Below are 21543 nucleotides of genomic sequence, written 5' to 3'. Positions count from 1 at the left end.
TATGTGGCTGTATTTGAATGTCTCAGAAATCAAATAGGACACGTGGGTTTTTGAAACATCATACATAAACACATTTTTCATCCCACCTTCCACCAGTCTTATAGCCAGATTGTGGGCGGCAGACTCCGTATCGCCGTACATTGAAGCATAAACTATCATGACACCTTTTTTCTCCGGTTCATAACGGCTCCACCTATCATATTTTTCAAAATAATATTCCAGGTTGCTGCGCCAAACCGGCCCATGCAGCGGACAAATAACCTTGACATTCAATTTATCGAGCTTCTTCAAAAGCAATTGAACGTTAAAACCATATTTTCCTATAATATTTGCATAGTATCTCCTTGAATCATCAAGCCAGTTCCTGTCAAAGTCCACTTCATCGTTAAAGAGTCTTCCGCCCAATGCACCAAAAGTGCCAAAAGCATCTGCAGAAAACAGCACGTTATTTGTAGTGTCANCAAAGTCCACTTCATCGTTAAAGAGTCTTCCGCCCAATGCACCAAAAGTGCCAAAAGCATCTGCAGAAAACAGCACGTTATTTGTAGTGTCATAGGTAACCATGACTTCCGGCCAATGTACCATAGGTGCAGTTACAAACATCACTTTATGTTTTCCAAACGACTTTGTATCACCTTCTTTAACCACTTCTATCTTTTCATTTATATCAAAACCAAACTGCTTCAAAAATACAGCAGCTTTTTTAGTGCACAGGATCCTCACCTCCGGATAGCGGAGAATAATTTCTTTAATACAAGCCGCATGGTCCGGTTCAACATGGTTGAGTACCATATAATCCAAAGTTCTGCCTTTGAGAACTGCCTTTAAATTTTCGAGAAACTGGTGGCAAACTGCCCAGTCCACCGTATCAAATAGCACAGTTTTATCATCTAAAAGTACATAAGAGTTATATGAAATTCCCCTTGGAAGCGGATGAATATTTTCAAACAAAGTAAGACGATTGTCGCTTCCACCAATCCAATAAACATCTTCAACTACTTTTCTAACACAATACATGTATTCAATCCTCCTTATATTTGCTTATCCGATGTACAGTTTTAGTATACTATATTATAAATTTCACGTAAATTTAATCAAGGAATCAATATATCTGTCCAGATCTTCCCTGGTATTCACATTCATGAACATATCCCAGCCGGGACTGTATCTTCTCGCTTCCTTCTCTTCTACATAAAATGTGTTAACTCTGCGGGTCAAAGATGATACAGACCTGCAATCTTTCGAGAGAAGTTCTTCTATGTCATCTATCACATTTCTGGAATAAAAAGCATTAAAATGTTCCAGCCTGTCCCCCAACCTGGTTACACATGCATCTACTTTTAAGTTTCTTATTTTTTCTTCCATATATCTTATATACCCAATGTTTATGTTTGGCATATCACAAGCTGTAAAATATGCATATCTGCTGATACTTTCCTTAAGTCCTGCATGGATTCCGCTCAAGGGTCCCCTCTGCTTTATCTCGTCACAAAATATTCTGCATGAACTGCCCTCATACTGTTCCGGTTTGTTCGTAACTATGATAATATCCACAAATTCTCTCCTCAGTTTATCCACCATAATTTTCAGCAATCTCTTCCCTTTTATTTTCATAAATTGTTTGTCAAATCCCATCCGCGAACTCTTTCCACCTGCCAGAATCACCGCAGTTCCAAATTTTTTCATAATCTCCTCTTCCCTTATTAGGATCAATAATACTTTATTAATTATACATATGGTATCATGATTCCTTCTTTTTTAACTTTAAATATTAAAAAAAGACCCATATCCTTTATAAAATTTGATATAGGCCCTTTGAACTTTTCATACAAATTTTAAACTTATATCCATGGCTTTTACTGAATGAGTAAGAGCACCTACAGATATTATATCAACTCCCGTAGAAGCGATGTCTTTTACATTTTCCTCAGTAACATTCCCTGAAGCTTCCAGAATGAACTTTCCATTTACAAATTTCACAGCACGCTTCATTTCATCCACACTCATATTGTCAAGCATTATCACGTCGGTATCTGTAGTAACTGCCTCTTTGAGCTGCTGCAGATTTTCCACCTCCACTTCCACCTTTACAGTAAAAGGGAGGCTCTTCTTTATTTTTTCCACAGCTTTTGTTATGGATCCGACTGCCTTTATATGATTGTCCTTTATCATCACGTAATCCGAAAGATTCATCCTGTGATTATATCCACCGCCCACTCTGACCGAATATTTGTCCAGCATTCTGAAACCTGGAAGTGTCTTTCTCGTATCCACTATCTTGACATCATAGTCTTTTACAAGATCTACGATATTTCTGGTTTTAGTTGCAATTCCGGACATTCTCTGCATTATATTGAGTGCAGCTCTCTCACCCTTTAGTATGGCCCTGGAATTGCCTTTTATCTCCGCAGCAGTACAGCCCTTTTCAACTTTACATCCATCTTTTATTCTTGCATCAAATACTATACTTTTGTCCAGAAACTCAAATACTCTCTTTGCTATACCAATTCCCGCTGCAGTGCCCGGTTCCTTGAAAATAAATTTTCCCTTTGAAATCTGACTTTCCGAAATCAAATTGTCAGTAGTCACATCCCCATAATCTATATCTTCCAAAAGTGCCCTTTCAATCAATTTATCAACCATCAACCAGTTCAAATAAAATCACCTCGCGGCCTTAGAATAATCTTCAACATAATTGCTCCCTATAGAAGACTTGGAATTCAATATTGAAATCACAATATTTCCGGCCACTTGATACATATTATAGGCTTCTATAAATTCAACAGTTTTTAAATCCAAAGCTTCCATTTTTAAAAGAGCGTCTTCAATAACCTTCAATATTCCTTTGAGATCTTCTATATTCCTTATTATTCCGGCATGCTTCTCCATAAGGTCTTTCAAAGATTTTTCAAGTTCGCCAAAATCCAATTTCTGTCCTCCATCTTTTAAATTGATTCCAGTTTTGACTTCAGGCAGACCGTATTTTTTCACCGCGGAGATTTTTTCCGATATATCCTGTGCAGCCCTATTTCCAAATACAAGTGCCTCTAAGAGTGAATTGCTCGCCAGCCTGTTGGCACCATGCACTCCGGTACAGGCACATTCTCCAACAGCATAGAGTCCGTCCATGCACGTTCTGCTAAACAGATCCACCTTGATTCCACCCATAAAATAGTGTTCTGCCGGAGTTACCGGTATATAGTCCTTATACATTTCTATGGAATTGTCTTCACATTCCCTGTAAATCTGTTTAAATCTGTTTCTGAGAAATTTTTCATCATACATGGTGGCATCCAGATATACATATTTGGATGACGTCTTTTTCATCTGATCAAATATGGCCCTGGCGACAATATCCCTGGGTGCAAGTTCCATTCTGCTGTCATACTCTTTCATAAACCTTTTCCCGTTTATGTTTTTAAGCACTGCACCCTCGCCTCTCACGGCCTCGGATATCAAAAACAGCCTTCCTTCCGTATCTTTATTTTTTGAATAAAAGGCAGTAGGGTGAAATTGCACATATTCCATATCCTTGAGTCCTATACCTGCCCTTATGGCCATGGCAATTCCGTCCCCGGTCAACACATCCACATTTGTAGTCTTCGAAAAAAGCTGCCCTATTCCTCCTGACGCCATTACACAACAACGGGAACCCAAATACACCGGTTCTCCCCTGTGAAGTGCCGTTATGCCGCAGTATTTTCCTTCATTTTCCACAATGTCCACGGCAAATATACCTGATATTATATCTATGTTGCCGGCACGTTCTGCCTGTTTTATAAGCACTTCCATTACACCTTTTCCTGTGGAATCACCGTTTACATGAAGTATCCTGGCAATGGAATGGTTCCCTTCAAAGGATCTGTAAAAATTGCCATTGGAATCCCTGTCAAAATTGACACCAAGTTTGATTAAATTTTCTATGGCCTGTTCGGATTCATTTACAAGTACCTCTACTGCTTCCTTATCATTTACATAACAACCTGCATTTACCGTATCTTTTACATGAAGTTCCCTGTCGTCACCATCTATACTGGCAGCAATACCTCCCTGGGCCATATAGGAATCCGAATCGTCTATCTCCTTTTTGCTGAGTACTGCTATCTTCAGTTTTTGGGGAAGCATAAGAGCGGTATACAGCCCGGCTATTCCCGCACCTATTATAATGACGTCAAAATATTTATGTTTGCATAAATTACTGTTAAAATCTATTAAATATCTTTTCATTTATATCACCAACCCATTTTATGATTTTGATCCAATACACAGCATTTTTTCCAGCGAGCTCTCGGCTTTTTTTCTGATGTCTTCCGGTACTGATATCTCATATTGCATGTTCAAAAGAGAATTATAGACACTTTCAAGAGAAGTCATCTTCATATTTTCACATACAAGTCTAGGGCTGAGCAGATAAAATTTCTTATCAGGATTATCCCTTTTCATTTTATGGAGTACTCCCATTTCAGTACCAATTATAAATTCTCTCTTGGGAGACTTCCCAGCATGTTCTATTATTTGCGAGGTACTTCCAACAAAATCAGCACTTTCCCTTATTTCCTCGGAAACTTCAGGATGTACCAATATTTCTGCGTCGGGGTGCTCCCCGGCTGCTTTGACAAGATCCTGAACTGTTATTCTGGCATGGGTTATGCAGTGTCCCAACCAGGGTATTATATGCTTATCGGGAACATTTTCAGCTACATAACTGGCAAGATTTTCATCGGGCACAAACAGCACCTCATCGGACTTTATGCTCTTTACAATACTGACTGCATTAGAAGAAGTACAACATATATCACTCATAGCTTTAACTTCTGCAGAAGAATTTACATAACACACAACAGCTGCATCAGGATGTTTGTTCTTCATCATCTTAAGCTGAGCTGCAGTTATAGAATCTGCCAGGGGACACCCTGCATATCTGGCGGGGAGCAGCACTTTTTTATCCGGAGACAGTATCTTGGCACTTTCGGCCATAAATCTAACTCCGCAAAAAACTATGATTTCTTTATCCATTTTTGCCGCTGCCCTGCTTAAGGCAAAAGAATCGCCCACAATATCCGCTATGTCCTGAACATCAGGTATCTGATAATTGTGTGCAAGTATACAGGCATTTCTCTCTATCTTCAGCCTTTTTATTTCGTTTATCAAAAACACTTTATCCATATCCATACTCCTAAAATAATATTTATAACTAGTGTATATACATCAGTATATACTATTTTTATTTTTTTAACAATAATAAAACAGAAGTGTTGTTTTGTCAATTTTCTATTTTTTTATTTTATCCAAAAAACTGCCGTGTTATAAATTAAATCTGATATAAATATCTGCCAGCTAAGTAAGCCTAGTAAGACTCTGGGGATCATTGTCCCTGAAAAATGCCTCTTTCATTTCCATTTCCTTCGTCATAATCTGATTTACACCGTCACTGGCTTCTCTTAGCTTACAGCTGTATACAATTGGAAAATAGGTTCTTATGAATTTTCCTTCCGAATGTGCTGTAAGAGCTATTATTTGAAATCCAAGCTGTTCTGCAATAAAAAATACCGGATCCAATACATGTTCACTGGATGCCTTGCCAAAAGGATTATCCATTATAACTACCCTGTTCCTTTTACAATCTGAGGTCACCCTGATTCTTTTCTCTACCAGATAATTCAGTATACCCAAAAACAAAGTCATGTTCTTGCTCCACTTTTCTCCGCCGGACCACTGATTTGATGTTTCCCATGAAAAAGGCAGACTGCTCATCTTCCCATCATTGGTCACTTTCCTGCATTTTACCTTTATGGTATTCTGCTTCATCACATACTGCAGCAGCTGTTTTGACTGAAGCCATTTTTCAATGGACTTCCTGACTTTTTCCACATCTTCCTTGCCATTTTCATCCTTAAACCGGTCCCCCTGAAGCTGATTCAGCATCCAGTCAATATATTCAGCCAGTCTTTCCCTGCCTTCTTTTTCATTCCATTCAGGTACTGTAAATAAAAATACCTCTTTCCACTTTCCATCAATTTTTATTCTGGTACTTCTGGGAAGCTGCCTGAGTTCATCTGCTATTGTCTTCAGATAGGAATGCAGCTGATTTATAAACTGCTGAATTTCTCTATCATGATCTCTCATGTCATTTTCTGTGATTTCAACTATGCGCATAATCCTTTCACTCATTTTATTCTGCCATCCTAAAATATCTTCAAAATTCCTGTTGTATTCTATGCCTGTCACAGACATCTCCTTAAGTTTTACATCCAATATGTCATTTTGGCAGAACTCAATAAAATTCTCCTTTTGCATCCTTACCCTGCTGGCTTTTTTATCCAGATTCCCGGTGATTTCATTTAGATTTTTCTCCATTTCTTTCAGAACTTCCATCCTCTTATAGGGAAATCTTTCCTTCATATCTTCAGAAATAGTCGTTTCTCCTGTTTCCTCTGCAGAAGATGGATATTTTGCATTTATAACTTTGATTTCCTGCAGAGCACTTTCTATACTTATTTTCTGTTTTTCAAGGGACTCCTGCTCTGCTGTGAGATAATCTTTTCTTCTATTTATATTTTCTCCTTCTCTGGATAAAACCTCAGGCACTCTCTCCAGTGGAATGTGGAAAGATATCACATTCTCATATTCACTTTTAAAGTCCCTTTCCCTGATTTCATACTCATTTTTGCTATTTTGGAATATAAGTTCAGCTCTATCATATTTTTTCTTCAAATCCTTCAGAGGTGATCTCATGTTTCTTATTTCAACTGAAAGTTTATTTATATCTTCATCCCCATGGTAAATGGGCTCTTCTTTTTCATCTATGGGAAATTCCAGTTCGTTTTTAAACACTTCAAAGTCGGACTCTAGAGAATTTTTCAATTCAACTGCATTTTTCATTTCCTGTTCAAGCAAATCTCTTCCCTTTTGCTTTTTGGCAAGCATATCTTTCAGGGCATTTCTCTCATCTTCCAGCACTTCTACACTCACCGAAGTATATTTAGGATCAGATTCAAGCACCTCTGCATAAAGTTTTTCACCTTCCAAATTTTTAAGAACACTGCAGATCTCATTAAAATTACCTTCCAGATCCTCCTGTAATTTTGAAGATATGGTCTTATCCCCATTGAGCTTTGAAAATTCCCTGTCATTTTCCAGAATATCTTCTTCTATTTCAGCCGCATCCTCTTCATATTTTTGCTTCTTCTCTCTATTACTTATATACTTCTTCGACTTTATTATTTTATTTTCCAATACATTCTGTTCACCGCTTAAATCCAGTATACTGCCGTTGAGTTCCTTTACCTTCTCATCGATATCGTCAATTCTTTTCTCATCAGAGGATATATTTCCTGCCGTCACAGATATATTGTATTTGACACTCTTTTGATCTCTTTGTATATCCATATACCGTTCATAGGGGTATACTTCATAAAACTTTTTCACATCCACGAGCAGCCCACCGCATATTTTAACTTCATTTTCTTTTTCAATTCGAATTTTAGTGGATTCATCGGCCTTTGCCGCAATTCTTCTCTTCCAGTTTTCAAAATTTTCTTGGGAAATATTTTCCCCCCAGCTGGGCGGGAAAAATATATTTTCCTCTCCAGCTGCATACTCGTTTTCAATCTTGAATCTTGCTTCATTTTCATCCATCACTACAACAGGATGGGAAAGCTGACTGCAGTTATCAGCTATCTTTTTCTTAAGCTTATCTATTTCTGCATTGGAAGTTATTATGGATATAGTCCAATAAGGATATAAATTTTCGCCGCCGTTCAAAGCTCTTTGAAAATACTGGGTTCCGCTTTCTATATAATTGAATCCATTTCTCCATGCTCTAACCCATTTTTCTATAACAGGATCTGCAGTATAATACTCACTGTCACTGTAATCATCCAGCCATCTATGAGCTATTCTCTCTTTAATTATCAGCCTTTCCTTTTCTTCAGAGAAACTTACAGCTCTATTTTCAAGTTGCTGCAGTATAGTCTCTTGTTTTGAGTAGAGTGAATCAAAGCTGAACCAGTTTCCCCTGAATTCTTTAACTCTTTTCAGCAAAGCATTATGCTTTTTCCCATGGACTTCCATATAGTTCTCAATCCTGCTTTCTTCTCTTTTGAGTTCCTCCAGCTCCTCTCTCTTCATTTTAATATCCGCTCTCAGATCCTCTTTTTCCCCTTCAATAGATTTAATCTCTTTATTACACTTAAAAATATTGTCTTCAAGGACATCTATACGGTACTGCCATTTAGCTGCCTCTTCTTCAACACTTTCCTGTTCAGGATTGCTCAGTATTTCTCTTTCAATGGATTTCATATCTTTCCCAAGATATTCAATTTTAGCTTCCAGCCCGCTTTTCTCTCCAATCAGTTCTTTACCTTTACCCTGAACTTTTGAAATCCTGTTTTCAATCTGTTTAATCTTATTTTCAGCATTTTTAAGATGATTTTCGGCTAAAGATCTTTCATACCCCAGTTTTTTCTCCTGTTTTACATAATATCCTCTAAGGCAGCAGGAATTATTCTGAATTTTTTCAACGATATCAGCTGCTTTTCTATCCCTGTTGAATTCCTCAAGCTGGCTTTGTAAAAGTTTTATTTTCCCATTTTGAACCTTGATATGGCTTTTATATTTTAAAAATCGGATCCTTTCATAGGTTTTCTGCCTTCTATTTCTTATACTCAGCATTCCATTATAACTGTCAGAAATCTTTTCAAAATTTCTCCTGCCTTCTTCCACCTTCATTTTCAAAACTTGAAGATTGTAGGAACTCTTCTTCTGCTTCCAGCTGTCTTCTTCCCTATTTAAATCTTCCAACATGGTACCATTTTTATCGATTTTATTTTTATTTTCAATCTGTTCTTTTTTTGCAAAGTCGTATACAGCCTTCACACTCTTCTTCATCTCACCTAATTTCAAATTTACATTATGGTAGTCCCTGCAAACTTCTACATATCTGTCTATTTCAGCCTCAATGACCCTGCTTTCCTCTATCCTCGCCTTCAATTGCTTATATTTTTTAAAATGCTGTATCTGCTTTTCAAAAGTCTCAGCAAAATCCTTTGTTCCATCACCAGCTATAGCTTCTTCAACAGTTGGTATCAAAAGATTGTCCACCAGCTGTCCCGTGCTTCTGCAGTTATTGAAAAATTCCTCTACTCCACCTTCTGCACTATTTATCAGTGCAATTTTTCTCCATTCCCAAGGAACTATTTTAAAATTTTTCTCTATATATTCCTGATATTCTTTTATGGTTGAAAATTCATGGGCATTTATCTTATTTCGGCTCATATTCAAATAGTATTCATTCATTTCCTCTTTTTCGGCAGATCTCTTATTTCCACTGCTGCTCTGTCTTACAAATGGCAGTTTCTCTATGGAATTTTCATCATTTTCTTCATATTCATAGACATACTTCAGGGAACTCACCGATCCCCTGTTCATAAACAGAGTCACAGCTGTAAGTCCATATCTTCTGGGCTTTTCACTCAATATCCACTCAATTGCTATATGTGCAGAAGTGTTTTCAAGCATCAGAGTGTCTTTTATCTTCCTGTTTGCAACTTCCGCATGGGGCAGCACAGCTTGAATAGCTGTTTGCACAAATACGGTCTTCCCTCCCCCGTTTGGAATCAAAAGGGCTCCATTGTGTCCATCAAACTGGAATATGTCGTCATTGAACCTTTTGGCACCATTTTCATAGATAACATTCGTAAATCTTATTTTAGAAATAGACGGCATTATTTTTCTTCCTTTCTATTATCAATATTATACATAAAATCAAGTATGCCCCTGTTGTAGTCATATTCCATATAGTACTTCTGAATTATGGTCTTTGCCTTTTCCGTAAGTGTCAGTTCCTCATTTCCAATATCTTTTATAAGATTCTGGGACTCCAGGAAACGCTTTACTGTATTTAAAAAGCCCTTTCTACTTGCAGTCCTGGCATCCTGAACTTTTGCAGTTTCCCTTATTTCATCTATATCTGTCCACTTTTTTACAACAGAGGACCAGTTATAATCATATTTACTGTCGAGCTCTTTCAGCTTTTTATCCCCTTGTTCCTTCAGCGTCGAAATCCTCTCATTCAAACTGGAAAGCCAGTCATTTAAAGATATGAAATCTCTGGTGGGTTCTATTGTCTGATAACTGTCATAAAATTCTCCAAACAGAACTATTATTGATACGTACATCATGTATAAATCCACATTTACTGCCTTTGCAGGAAGATAGGTTTTTTTAATATAATCATTTGAAACGTGGAATACTGAATCTTTTAAAACAGGTATTAGATATATATAATCTCCAGATAAAAATATGCTGCAGTCAACCTGTTTTGCAAACTGATCCACCAGCGACCTTATGCTGTCATCGGACATGTAAAGATGAAGCTGCTCTTTTTCTCCATATCCCTGCATAGCTAGCACTGAATACAGCCTAAATGCCTGCATTACCTGTTCATTACTGTAAAAAACCATGTTTTCACTCCAATCTTAAATTCATATCTTTTATGGTAAATCTCTTTGTAACCTCCAGCACTCCTCCTATTTCCTTTACACAAATGCAGTCTGACTTCTGTGCAAATAAACCAAAAGATTTTCCAAACAGACTCTTTCCGCTGTTTTCATAATTTCCCAAATTCACAGGAGATTTTTGATGAAGCAAGATCCAGTAGTCGTAAAAGCAGCGTCTGTCAAGTATATTTTCATATCCACTTCTTTTCATATATACTACCACTTGTTTTAGATCTATATCCTTTCTATCTCCTAAAGCTCCCAATACTATAGAGGTTATCTCCCTGAAATTATTTGCCTGAATCTCAATATCCTCCTCTACCTCTTTCTTATCGGATATGGACAAAAAATCCTGAAACTTTTTAAGACTGCTCCTGTTTTCTATCCTCTGTCTAAAAAAACCGCCAGGGGCGACCATCCTTTATATCTTTTCAAAAACATGAAGGGCTCTATGAGCATTCTGGAAGCATGCAGGGGCAGTGGAGATGAAAACAATCTGCCAGTTATCTCCTGGTCAAAATTAAAGGAATCTATTCCCGAATAATACAGTGCCTCCTGGGCTGATTCAAGTGCCCTGGTCTTTAAAATTATACTTTCCTTCAAAAGCAGCCTGTGCTCATAATTCACCTGTCCCAATTCCCTGTCTACTTTAATTATGAGCTCATAGGCTTTTCTATCTTTTTCATGGACTATCTCGTTTCCCATTTTCTCTTTGGTCTCTTTTACAAAAGACTGCAGTTCGCTGAATTCCTCATCTTCCCGCTGCAGTCTTATATTGATATCTTCAATTATATTTTTATATCTCTCATAGATCTGATTTGAAATTATATTTCTGCTTACCTCATGCTTGATTCTCATTATTCTATCACGAAGGTTTCTCACACCAAGACTCATTTCATCAATCTGCCTGAGTGCTCCTACAAATTCTCCTTTCTCAAGCTGCTTTCTTAAAACAAGCTGGTTTATGGAGAGCTGAAATTCATTGAAATACTCCTTTGTAGCAAATACAAGTTCCAATCCCTGCTCATCAAGGGTATAATATTGGGTATTTTTTTCAAAATTCGCCCTTTCAGCCTTTATTATAGAATACTGAACGGTTTCCTCTTTTCCCGTTTCCCAATTGTAAAACTTTCTGGAATTTCTTTTCCCATTGGGCGGTCTAAAAATTTCTATTATATTCCTGGCAATCTTCTCAAAATCCTCATAGTCAAGATCCAGCCTTCCCTGATTAATCTTCTGAAAAAATTCAGCCAATTCCCTTATTCCCGTCTTTTTATTTCTCATGAGCATATTTTCAAAAAAGAATAATAGAGCCAGAAACCCCAAATTAAAGTAGTCAATAGGCTTATTACTTCTATCTCTTGAATTTTTATTAGACAGTTTGTAGAGTGGATCAAACAGTGCAAGCCTCTGAATTCTCTCTCTATAGTTTTCAGTAATACTTTTTATATCTATGTCCAACAATCTTCCCTCCATATACTTTTAAGTTCCTCTTTTCCCAAAGCTTCCTGGGGCAAATACTTTCCCGAATGCAGTATATCCAAAATCCTTCGGCTTTCATCCCTGCTGAAAAATTTCAAGAAGTTGTCAAGGGCACTGTGATTTTCAAGCTGATTTTCCTTTCCCATGCTGCTGGGCTTTTTGATGAGTTCACTATAAAATTTCACTGCAACAGAGGCTTGCCTCTTTCCATTCAAGGAATTCCATATGGATATGCCTTCATTATCCAGGTCTCCAAAATAATACAGTTTGTGTTTTCCAGTTACACCAAGCTGTCCTTCCAAAAGTCCTATATTGGAAACTATTTTCCATCCAGAGCCAAATATGAGGGTTGTAAAATCAGTATCACAGAGTACATCCAAAAGCGCCATGAAAGTGGCCTTATTTTCCACAATCAAATGTCGGTATTTAGCCTGCGGCCGTGAAAGTTTCTTTGGATTCACTGCCATCATAAGAGGATCACAATTGTTTATTATCTTCAACTTATTCCAAAGTCCAATCTTATCAAGAAGTTTTCTGCCGGATTTTTCATCAATCCACTTTTCGTCCCCTACGAGATAAAAGGATCTTTCCTGGGAAGTTGCATATTCTTTTGGAAGTCCTTCTTGGCATATATATTCATTAATCTTATCGATATAGGGTTTGTCCCTCTTCAATTCTTCAAAACTGCCGGCAAAATATTTTTGCAAATCGATTTCACTGCTTATGCTCAAACTGTAATTCTGCAGAAAATCAATGTAGTCTTTTTTCAATTCATATTTATTGATGCCGAATTTATAGGGAAGTGGAATATCCTTTCCGTTATTTATTTCCGGCTTTTTTTCCACAAGTACATTATCTTTCACCAGCTCCATTATACAGCCGGCAAATTCGTCATATTTCATATTTCCCGGCACCAAGCTCTCCAATTCTCCCAGAGTTATAGTGGCTCTCTTGTAGGATTTGAGATAGGAAATTATATCATCTTTCATCTTATCACCTTTATGTACAATTATTACCTGTTGCTCCCCGATTTGTTTGCAATAACCAATACAGTTATTATAGCATTATCTAATAAAAGTTCAGAGACAAAAACATTTCTTATGGGCAATTTCCATTTATGCTATAATTAATTCCATAAATATTCTAAATTTGGAGGGACAAAGAAAAATGGCAAAAAAGATATTAACACTGAAATTGTTAAAGGGAAAATATGGTGTCTGCAGATTGAATAAAACTCAATCAATACCTGAGTGGTCAAAAATATGAAGTTGTGGATCAATAAATAATCATTATATAAATTTTTACTATGTCTTACTTACCTTAGTGTAAAATTACTGTAGGGTTATTTGAGATAAGAAATGGAAAAAAGAGACTTTCCTTTGATAATATATTAAGTAAGCAAAACAAAATATACAAAGAAAGAAGGAAAGTCTCTTATGGATAATACTATACCATAGAATATAAAATTTATACAAATATAAATTTGCAAGGGTTTTATCCAAAAAACTGCCGTGTTATAAATTAAAGAAATTTATCGTTTAAAGGACAGCATAAACGTCAACATATTATCTTTGTAAACTGCATTTATGCTGCCTGATTGTAATTCCATCAGCTCTTTTGCAATTGCCAGGCCCAGACCGGAAGAGTGTCCGGATCGACTAGCATCAGCTCTATATGTACGGTTAAAAAGCTGCACTACAGCTTCCTCGCTCAAAGCTTCAGAATCATTGCCGATACCGATATTAACATGCTTTCCTGTTACTTTCAATTCAACTCTGCAGTATGATCCGGCGTAGCGTATGACATTTTGAAATAGATTCAGGAACACTCTGCTGGTGATCTTTTCATCAAGCAGCACCAATGGAGCTTTTTCATCAAGATCCAGCTGCAATGATATGCCCTTATCTTCAAAGTCCTGGTGAAACAACAGCAGATTATCACACAGCAGCTGATATAGGGAGTGCGGATTCAGCTGTACCGGATATTCCCGTGCATCAATCAGGGACAGATCATATAGTGAATCCACCAGATTGTTCAAGCTCTTAAGCTTATGCTGTACAATATTTAGATATTTTTCTTTATCTTTTACGGATAAGTCCATATTCAAAACTATATCGATATATCCCATGACAGAAGTCAGCGGCGTGCGCAGGTCGTGGGAAAAATTAGCCAGAGCCTCCTTATGCTGCCGTTTTTCTTTAATATTCTGCAGTTGTAATTCCTTATAGCAATCAACTAGATGATTGATTTCAGCAGCCAGTTTTTCTGTGGCTTTATCAGGAGCAGCCACAGTAACCTGCTGATTGGTTTTGGAAATCAATTTATTTAATTTTTCAACTTGTTCGGTCAATGTACGGATATTAATTCTGGTAAAATAACGTTTTATAAGACAGAGGACAGCTGCAGCTGCCAGTATACAGCTAATATAAATCATAACTCTCTCCTTTTTCTAGGATAAATCCTTCTTTTTGAAAATTGTCAGCCCAATAATCAAGCTTACAAAAATAATCATCAGTCCCAGCATCCAGCACTTTACGTCAAAATAAGCACTGCCTGACATATAGTGGACCAAATTATTATTAAGCAGTGAAGAAGGTGTCCATTTGGAGATGGTTTTTAATGTACTTATTCTGCCTATTAAACTACCTAAAATATCATAAATAAACAATAAAACAAGCAGATTTAACATTTCTGGAACACCATTAATGCCCAAAACATAGGCTAAAATAAAAGCTGAAGCAATAATAGGCAGTAAATTGATTAAAGCAATTGAAAATTGACTGAGAGTTGAATTATTCACCAAATCAAAAATTACATTGCCGCTTAAAATGGTGGCTGACAAAATAACAGCGGCCATAATGACTACTCCTAGAGATAAAGTGATCAATTTTGACCAAAAGACAGCTCCGCGGGAGTATCCGAAAGAAACCGCCGCACAGGTTTTGGGCTGGATTTTTTGTGTCAATATTGAAACAACCAGCAGGCAGAGAATAATAATTAATGAAGTCATAGCAAGTACATTGCTGTAATAAAATATCCTTGTACCGTAGCGAAAGGTCGATTCCTTAAATCTGAAATACTGCAGTACCCCTGCCGCAGCCATTACTAGAAAAACACTAACTGCAGCAAGACCGTAATACAGTTTTGAACGCATCAATCGGTAGACTTCACTTCTAATGAGATTCAGCATTATGATTACCTCCCAACAGTTCCAGAAAATATTCTTCCAGATCCTTGATTTTAACTGTCATCTCCAAAATATCCACATTGCCTTCATTTAAAAGACGATTAATCTTTTGACGGTCTTCAATATGATTGTAAATCTCCAGCTGCTGACCGGCTAAAACCTTATAGTCTACATCCGGAAAATGATTTTCAAGTATAAAGCAGGCCTTCTTGGCATCATTGACACGAAGAAATATAAACTGCTGACTCATTTTCAATAGCTCTTTACGTGATAGATCCTGAATAATTTTGCCTTTGTTGAGAAAGACAAAGCGTGTTGCAATTGACTGCAGCTGTGATAAAATATGACTTGAAATCAAAATTGTAATTTGATGCTCCTGGTTTAAATTGAGAAAAAGCTGACGCATTTCAGCCATTCCTTCCGGATCCAAACCATTGGTAGGTTCATCCAAAAGCAAAAAATCCGGTGAGGACAATAAAGCCAGTGACAGTGACAGGCGCTGTTTCATCCCCAGTGAATATTCAGAGAATTTCTTTCTCTGATACTCTGCAAGTCCTACTGCACCTAACACTTTTTCTATTGCGGATTTTTCAGGAATTCCCCGCTGCAGACGATAGTACTCTAAATTCTGTACCGCATTAAAGTTATCAAAAAATACATTGGTTTCAATCATGGCACCCATTCGTCTGCGGGAATTATATTTCCCATAGGGTTCACCAAATAGTGCAATCTCACCTTTTGTAGGAAATATCTCTTCAGCAATCAGTTTGAACAGGGTTGATTTTCCCGCACCGTTTTTTCCTATAACAGCACATATTTCTCCCTGGTACAGTTCAAAGTCAGTACTTTCCAGAGCAACCTGGTGTTTATACCTTTTCTCCAAATCAGTTACTTTCAGAACTGGTGTTTTCATCTCAATTCCTCCTTTATGCTTCTCAGTGTACAGGCTATTTTTTAAGAACCCTTAAGCAAATTATAAAGAAATCATAAAGATGATACCTAAACCAGTGAAAAGCCGATTCCCCAGATAGTTTTAATATATTCTTCACTGGTAACAGCGGCAATTTTTTTACGGATATTGGATACATGGACACTGATGCTGTTGTCATTTCCCCGGTAAACATCATTCCACAGCAGTTCATACAACTTGGCTTTGGAGAATACCTGTTTAGGATGCTTCAGCATTATTTTCAAGATATCGAACTCAACATTGGTGAGATTCAATTCCGATTTTCCAACCGTTACCACATGCCGGCTTTCATCTAAAGCCAGTTCCTTCCAGTTCAAACATTTTCCTGCCTGATGTAAATAATTTTTACGCAGCTGTACTTCAATTCGTGCAGCAACTTCTTCACGTGCAAAAGGTTTGACAATATAATCATCCGCACCTAACTTCAGCAGGTTGACCTTGTCTTCAATCATACTTTTTGCGGAAATAACAATAATAGGAACAGATGACTGCTCTCTAATTTCCGCTAGCAATTCCTCTCCAGTTAGTCCAGGCAGCATGATATCCAGTAAAATCAGATCAAAGAACTGCCGTTGAAGTCTTAATCTGGCTTCCGTACCGGAAAAACAGCAGGTTGCTTTGTATCCCTGATCCTTTACAATCAGTTCGAGTATTTTATTGATATCATTATCGTCTTCCACAATCATTATTTTTACTTGTTTCAAACTTTTCACCTCTCTGTACACTTTCTTTAATTTTTGTTTGATTTTTAAAATTATGTACTATTTGAAAAGCATCACACCATACAAAAGTATTTCCCAATAATGCAGGCTTTTATATACATAAATGCTCAAAATAACTGCTGCTGCAATAATTGCCAGTACAACAATTAAAAAACATCTTAAATTTCTTCCTATTCTTTTCCAGCTCAAGATGATTTTATTTGCAGCTTTCAGCTATGCCAATGCCTTACAATTTCAATCTAAATTATATATTAAAGATCACTTCATTATTATAACAGCCATCTACAATCCTGACGGATACCTTTAAATGGCAGTGGATAATCAAGTTGTAAATAGCTGTGAATTTGGACAATTTGACATGAAAGTGTAAATAACTTTTTACACTGGAAGCATGGCAAATGCAAGAACCACTTGATTAGACTTTAGGAAATAAAGCAGATATTGAGAATTTGCCATTACTATAAAAAGCTTCTATTGTTCCATTCAACTGTCTGGTAATTTTCCTGGCTATTGTCAGTCCTAGTCCCGTAGTTTTTTTATTCCTGGATTTATCCTTTGTGTAAAAACGTTCAAAAATACAATCTAAATCATCTCTTGTCATGGGTTCACTAAGATTGGAAAAAGTAAATATATAATTACCCTTTGATTCCTGAATTTCAAAACAATATTCTCCCTTTCCATATACAATTGCATTAAATAAAATATTTGAAAATATTCTTTTCACTCCCTGTTCATCCCCCCGTATTACACAGGGCTTTTCCGGAAAGTGAACAGTTGGTTCCTCCCCTTTCTTGTAAAAATCATCATAATACATGACAAGTGTATCCATCAAAACTTTTTTTGCATCCATAGGCACATGTTCATAACTAATCTCCCCTGATTCAATACGTACATATTCGAATAATTGTTCCAGCAGTGTCCTGACCATATTCTGCCGTTCCAATACTATTGCCAGATACTCTTGCTGTTCTTCATCTGCAGCACCTGCCTGGAGCATTTGAACGTACCCGCTGGCCGTTGTAAGTGGTGTACGCAAGTCATGTGAAATATTAATTATACTCTGTCTGAAATCCCTGTTCAGCCTTTTAATTCCTATGCGGGACAGTCTTACATCACGAATTAAATTATTGAGCTGATTAACCATCTCTGTAATATCCCTTTGTTTTGCTGTTACTGTCAGTAACTGATTAGTATCTATATTCATAATTTCCTTTAATTGTCTCGTAATGTGCTTGATATTCATGCGGTAATACAGATGATAAAAAACAAGTATGATAAACATAAATATCAATAAAAAAGTTGTGATTACCCAGATATATTCCATATTGACTCCTTTATATGAATTACCCTAATTCGTCTTTCATTGCTTCTATAATATTACTTTGTTTAACAGATTTAGCAGAAAACCAATACGACAAAAATATAGCTATAAACATTAGTATAATATAAATTGAAATTGCTTTACCTTGAAAAACAGCTATAAACTCATTCCATGTTATTGCCGTTAATCTTAGCATGAACCAACAAATAGCAAGTACAACTGGAATGCCAATAATAATTGGTCTTAATGCAAAAAACAGACCTTCCAATATCAGCATTTTATTTAATCCTCTGGGTGTTAATCCTACTGACCGAAGCATGGCAAACTCTTTCCTACGCAGTCTGATATTATTTGATATGGTAGAAAATGCATTAAAAATACCAATTATTCCAATCATTAATGCAACAGCAAAAACAGCAAATGCAACAGCACTCTGAACAAGTTCTTTATGATTCTTTTCTTCCAACAAGCTCCATGTTCTAAAATCTTGTGATCCTAGGTAAGAATTACAGATTCGTGTTAATTTTTTTTTCACGTTTGGACTTGCTTTATCTCCAACTAACAAATCAATTGACATTATATTAGACTCAAGCTTACGATCTGATGAAAAGTCACTAATTATGTGTTTATAATTTTTCATAGGAACAATAAATGCTAGGCTGTATCTATTACCATCTAGGTCACTGGGAGATTTTTCTGTAACGTCACCTATATTAACATAAAATTTATTGTTTGTTTTCATATCATCGTCTACTTTTTCATATAAAAGCATTTTACTTCCTTGTTTTGTATTTAACAAGGGTATTTTTTGTACAACTTTTGAATTGGCGGGTTTATTATATGAACTATTTAACAATATGCCTGTTGAGTTACTTTTTTTATAATATTGGTCAGCATCAGTTCCAATATCTCTACAATATTTTTTAAATGATTTATCGCTTAATCCTACTAAATTTACTATAATTCTATACTTCCCATTTTCTTTTAATATATTGTATTTATTGAAGTCTATTCCAGCAAATCCACCAGACTTAGCAAAAATAGCTGACTCTTGATTTGATGTGACATAGGTTGAAGTACGTACCTGTCTTCTAATTACGCTATCTTTAATCTCGGGCAATGATATAATCTCATTAATCATTTTATCACTTGGTTCATCAACAATGTCTAAATTAAGTGTAATATCATGACTGACTTCTTTATCATTCTTGGAGTCGGCTAAATTATATATCGAAATAATATTAATATAACCTGCTATTAAGATAAAACATATTGAAATAGATAGGACAGCTGTACGTAAACTTTTTTTATTAGCTGAAAATTGAGAACTTGCCAGTTCACCTTCTATACCAAATATTTTCTTGATTATTGAATGACGTTTTAGCTTTTTGATTTTTATAATTTGGGTATTCTGACGTATTCCAGAAATAGCTGATACTTTTGACACTTTTCTTGCAGGAATATATGCTGATAGTAAAACGGTAATTAATGACATTATTATGAAAAAAGCAATTACTATCCATGAGAAGGAAACATGTATATTATTATAATTTTCTGTAATACTGAGGATTCCATTAACTTTAGAGAAGACAATATAACTAAATATATATCCTATAATTAAACCAATTGGTAATTGAACAATCCATAGCAAAAATCCCTCATAAAGGACAGAATACTTGATTTGTCTTGGAGTTGCTCCTAGACTTTTTAGAATACTCAATTCTTTAATCCGATTGTTAGCAGATAGTGAGAATGCATTATAAATAATAAGAACAAATGCACCCATAACTAGTAAAAATAGGATTGCTACTATAGCTAAAATTATAATAAGCTGAGTACTTGTATTGCTTTTATCACTAATTCCATATAAAGTTAATAACTGGGTATTATACATAACTCCATACTGTCCATATTCGCCTTTGGTTAATCCAACAGATTTTGTAATATTAGGTAATGTCTTATATATTTTACTAGGATTCTTAAAACGTATATAAACTGTAAGCTCATCATTAGGTCGAATGTCTGAAACATTTAAATAGCCCATGGCAATATATCCTGGATAAGCTGAAATTCCAGAAATGTCTAATTCACCAACTATTGTATAAGTCTTAGTTTCTTTTATCTTAAAAGTTTCACCTGTCTGTTTATAATCTTGAGTTTTAATTACTTTATTATTTAACATACGATTTCCTATGGGAAGTGTTAACTTATCACCAATTTTATGTGTGGGATTATCTGTAAAGAATAATTTTGATACAACAATTTCGCCGGATCTTTTAGGAAGGTGACCTTTTATAAGAGTATTTTTCAAATTCATGTCACTCCAGAAATTTTTATCTGCATCTCTCATCAATAGATATGGACGTTTGAAATTAGAAAGTTCAGCAGTGACCCAATTTCCTTTAATCATCGTAGTTTCAATATCTGGATTTTTTGTAATATATTTTAATTTATCACCAGATATAGAGTCCCATAATTCTCCATGCCAATAACCTGTTTTTTCAACTGTTGATGTTACCTTTGCATCCCATATAGAATACATAAATATACATAATGAACACAATAATGCAGAAGCAATTATTATAGCAAATAATATGGAAATAGTATGTCTTTTATTTTTTTTATTTGGTGATATGTGTATTCATTCATAATGTTCATTTCTTGTTCACCTCGTCTGACACTATCTTTCCATCAACAATTTTAATTATCCTATCATCTGATAAGGCAATTTCTTTATCGTGTGTAATCATCACAATTGTTTGATTATATTCTTTGTTTGAAAGTTTCAGCAAGTCAAGAGTTGTTTTGGTATTTTTCCTATCGAGATTACCAGTAGGTTCATCAGCCAAAATAATGGCCGGTTTATGAATTAATGCTCGTCCTATAGCAACTCTTTGCTGCTGCCCACCAGAAAGTTGGTTTGGCAAATGATTAAGTCTTTGTGTTAAACCAAGCATATCTACAATTTTATCAAAGTCCTCTTGTTTAGGATTTACACCATCTAACAGCATGGGTAATAGTATGTTCTTTTCCACATTAAGTGTAGGAATTAAATTATAAGACTGATAAATTAATCCTATATTTCTTCGTCGAAATAAAGCTGATTCAGTTTCATTCATTGACGAAATATCTGTTCCTTCTATATATATTTTCCCTTTTGTAGGACGATCAACACCTCCTAATATATGAAGAAGTGTAGATTTACCTGATCCACTTGGTCCAATTATTGAAACAAATTGACCTTTACTTATTTTTAAATTTAGATTATCTAATGCAGTAACCTTTGTATCACCAATTCCATAGATTTTTGAAAGATTTTCTGTTTTTAATATGTTCAAAATATTCTCTCCTCTCTCTTTCTT

Annotated in this window: 18 protein-coding genes; all 18 read right to left on the bottom strand. The window is 35.8% G+C overall.

Annotation, left to right across the window (positions count from 1 at the left end):
- Positions 1 to 1017, bottom strand: a 1017-nt coding sequence (locus AB8S09_RS09660) for an FprA family A-type flavoprotein (protein ID WP_369869022.1), incomplete at its 3' end; no start/stop codon positions are given.
- Between the two features lie 63 nt (positions 1018 to 1080).
- Positions 1081 to 1686 carry a molybdenum cofactor guanylyltransferase gene (gene mobA, locus AB8S09_RS09655; RefSeq protein WP_294183895.1) on the bottom strand — a complete coding sequence of 202 codons (606 nt, stop codon included), beginning with the start codon at positions 1684 to 1686 and terminating at the stop codon, positions 1081 to 1083.
- Positions 1687 to 1824: 138 nt separating this feature from the next.
- Entirely contained in the window at positions 1825 to 2655 is an 831-nt protein-coding gene (gene nadC / locus AB8S09_RS09650) for a carboxylating nicotinate-nucleotide diphosphorylase (RefSeq protein ID WP_369869021.1), read from the bottom strand.
- A 6-nt stretch (positions 2656 to 2661) separates the two neighbouring features.
- Positions 2662 to 4227, bottom strand: a complete 1566-nt coding sequence (gene nadB, locus AB8S09_RS09645; RefSeq protein ID WP_369869020.1) for an L-aspartate oxidase — start codon at positions 4225 to 4227, stop codon at positions 2662 to 2664.
- A gap of 18 nt (positions 4228 to 4245) precedes the next feature.
- Positions 4246 to 5166: a quinolinate synthase NadA gene (gene nadA, locus AB8S09_RS09640; RefSeq protein ID WP_294183899.1), complete on the bottom strand. Its 921-nt coding sequence runs from the start codon at positions 5164 to 5166 to the stop codon at positions 4246 to 4248.
- A 171-nt stretch (positions 5167 to 5337) separates the two neighbouring features.
- A complete protein-coding gene (locus AB8S09_RS09635) occupies positions 5338 to 9726 on the bottom strand; it encodes a coiled-coil domain-containing protein (protein WP_369869019.1) in 4389 nt (1462 codons plus the stop codon).
- Positions 9726 to 10463 (bottom strand): DUF6063 family protein, encoded by a 738-nt coding sequence (locus AB8S09_RS09630; RefSeq protein WP_294183904.1) that lies wholly within the window; start codon positions 10461 to 10463, stop codon positions 9726 to 9728. The genes AB8S09_RS09635 and AB8S09_RS09630 overlap by 1 nt, the downstream gene beginning before the upstream one ends.
- 4 nt (positions 10464 to 10467) lie before the next feature.
- Complete coding sequence (locus AB8S09_RS09625) at positions 10468 to 10917, bottom strand: hypothetical protein (protein WP_369869018.1); 450 nt, start codon at positions 10915 to 10917, stop codon at positions 10468 to 10470.
- The gene (locus AB8S09_RS09620; protein WP_369869017.1) at positions 10881 to 11975 is read right to left on the bottom strand and encodes a replicative DNA helicase; all 1095 of its coding nucleotides are present in this window, start codon (positions 11973 to 11975) and stop codon (positions 10881 to 10883) included. The genes AB8S09_RS09625 and AB8S09_RS09620 overlap by 37 nt, the downstream gene beginning before the upstream one ends.
- Positions 11951 to 12970, bottom strand: coding sequence for a Wadjet anti-phage system protein JetD domain-containing protein (locus AB8S09_RS09615; protein WP_369869016.1), 1020 nt, complete (start codon positions 12968 to 12970; stop codon positions 11951 to 11953). Before AB8S09_RS09615 ends, AB8S09_RS09620 begins: the two co-directional genes overlap by 25 nt.
- A gap of 542 nt (positions 12971 to 13512) precedes the next feature.
- Positions 13513 to 14415 carry a sensor histidine kinase gene (locus AB8S09_RS09610; protein WP_294182780.1) on the bottom strand — a complete coding sequence of 301 codons (903 nt, stop codon included), beginning with the start codon at positions 14413 to 14415 and terminating at the stop codon, positions 13513 to 13515.
- Between the two features lie 15 nt (positions 14416 to 14430).
- The gene (locus AB8S09_RS09605; RefSeq protein WP_294182778.1) at positions 14431 to 15171 is read right to left on the bottom strand and encodes a hypothetical protein; all 741 of its coding nucleotides are present in this window, start codon (positions 15169 to 15171) and stop codon (positions 14431 to 14433) included.
- Positions 15155 to 16081: an ATP-binding cassette domain-containing protein gene (locus AB8S09_RS09600; protein ID WP_294182776.1), complete on the bottom strand. Its 927-nt coding sequence runs from the start codon at positions 16079 to 16081 to the stop codon at positions 15155 to 15157. The genes AB8S09_RS09605 and AB8S09_RS09600 overlap by 17 nt, the downstream gene beginning before the upstream one ends.
- Before the next feature lie 86 nt (positions 16082 to 16167).
- A complete protein-coding gene (locus tag AB8S09_RS09595; RefSeq protein WP_367112691.1) occupies positions 16168 to 16851 on the bottom strand; it encodes a response regulator transcription factor in 684 nt (227 codons plus the stop codon).
- Between the two features lie 48 nt (positions 16852 to 16899).
- Positions 16900 to 17049, bottom strand: a complete 150-nt coding sequence (locus AB8S09_RS09590) for a hypothetical protein (protein WP_294182770.1) — start codon at positions 17047 to 17049, stop codon at positions 16900 to 16902.
- A gap of 226 nt (positions 17050 to 17275) precedes the next feature.
- Positions 17276 to 18184, bottom strand: a complete 909-nt coding sequence (locus tag AB8S09_RS09585) for a sensor histidine kinase (RefSeq protein ID WP_294182768.1) — start codon at positions 18182 to 18184, stop codon at positions 17276 to 17278.
- Between the two features lie 19 nt (positions 18185 to 18203).
- Complete coding sequence (locus AB8S09_RS09580; protein ID WP_294182764.1) at positions 18204 to 20723, bottom strand: ABC transporter permease; 2520 nt, start codon at positions 20721 to 20723, stop codon at positions 18204 to 18206.
- Between the two features lie 112 nt (positions 20724 to 20835).
- Positions 20836 to 21519, bottom strand: coding sequence for an ABC transporter ATP-binding protein (locus AB8S09_RS09575; RefSeq protein WP_294182761.1), 684 nt, complete (start codon positions 21517 to 21519; stop codon positions 20836 to 20838).
- Positions 21520 to 21543 lie beyond the last annotated feature (24 nt).

The organism is Clostridium lapidicellarium (assembly GCF_041224415.1).
In the GTDB taxonomy this organism is placed as follows: Bacteria; Bacillota; Clostridia; order Clostridiales; family Clostridiaceae; genus Clostridium_B; species Clostridium_B lapidicellarium.
Note: the sequence above shows the minus strand (reverse complement) of the source record. Positions and strands in the feature narration are given on the sequence as shown.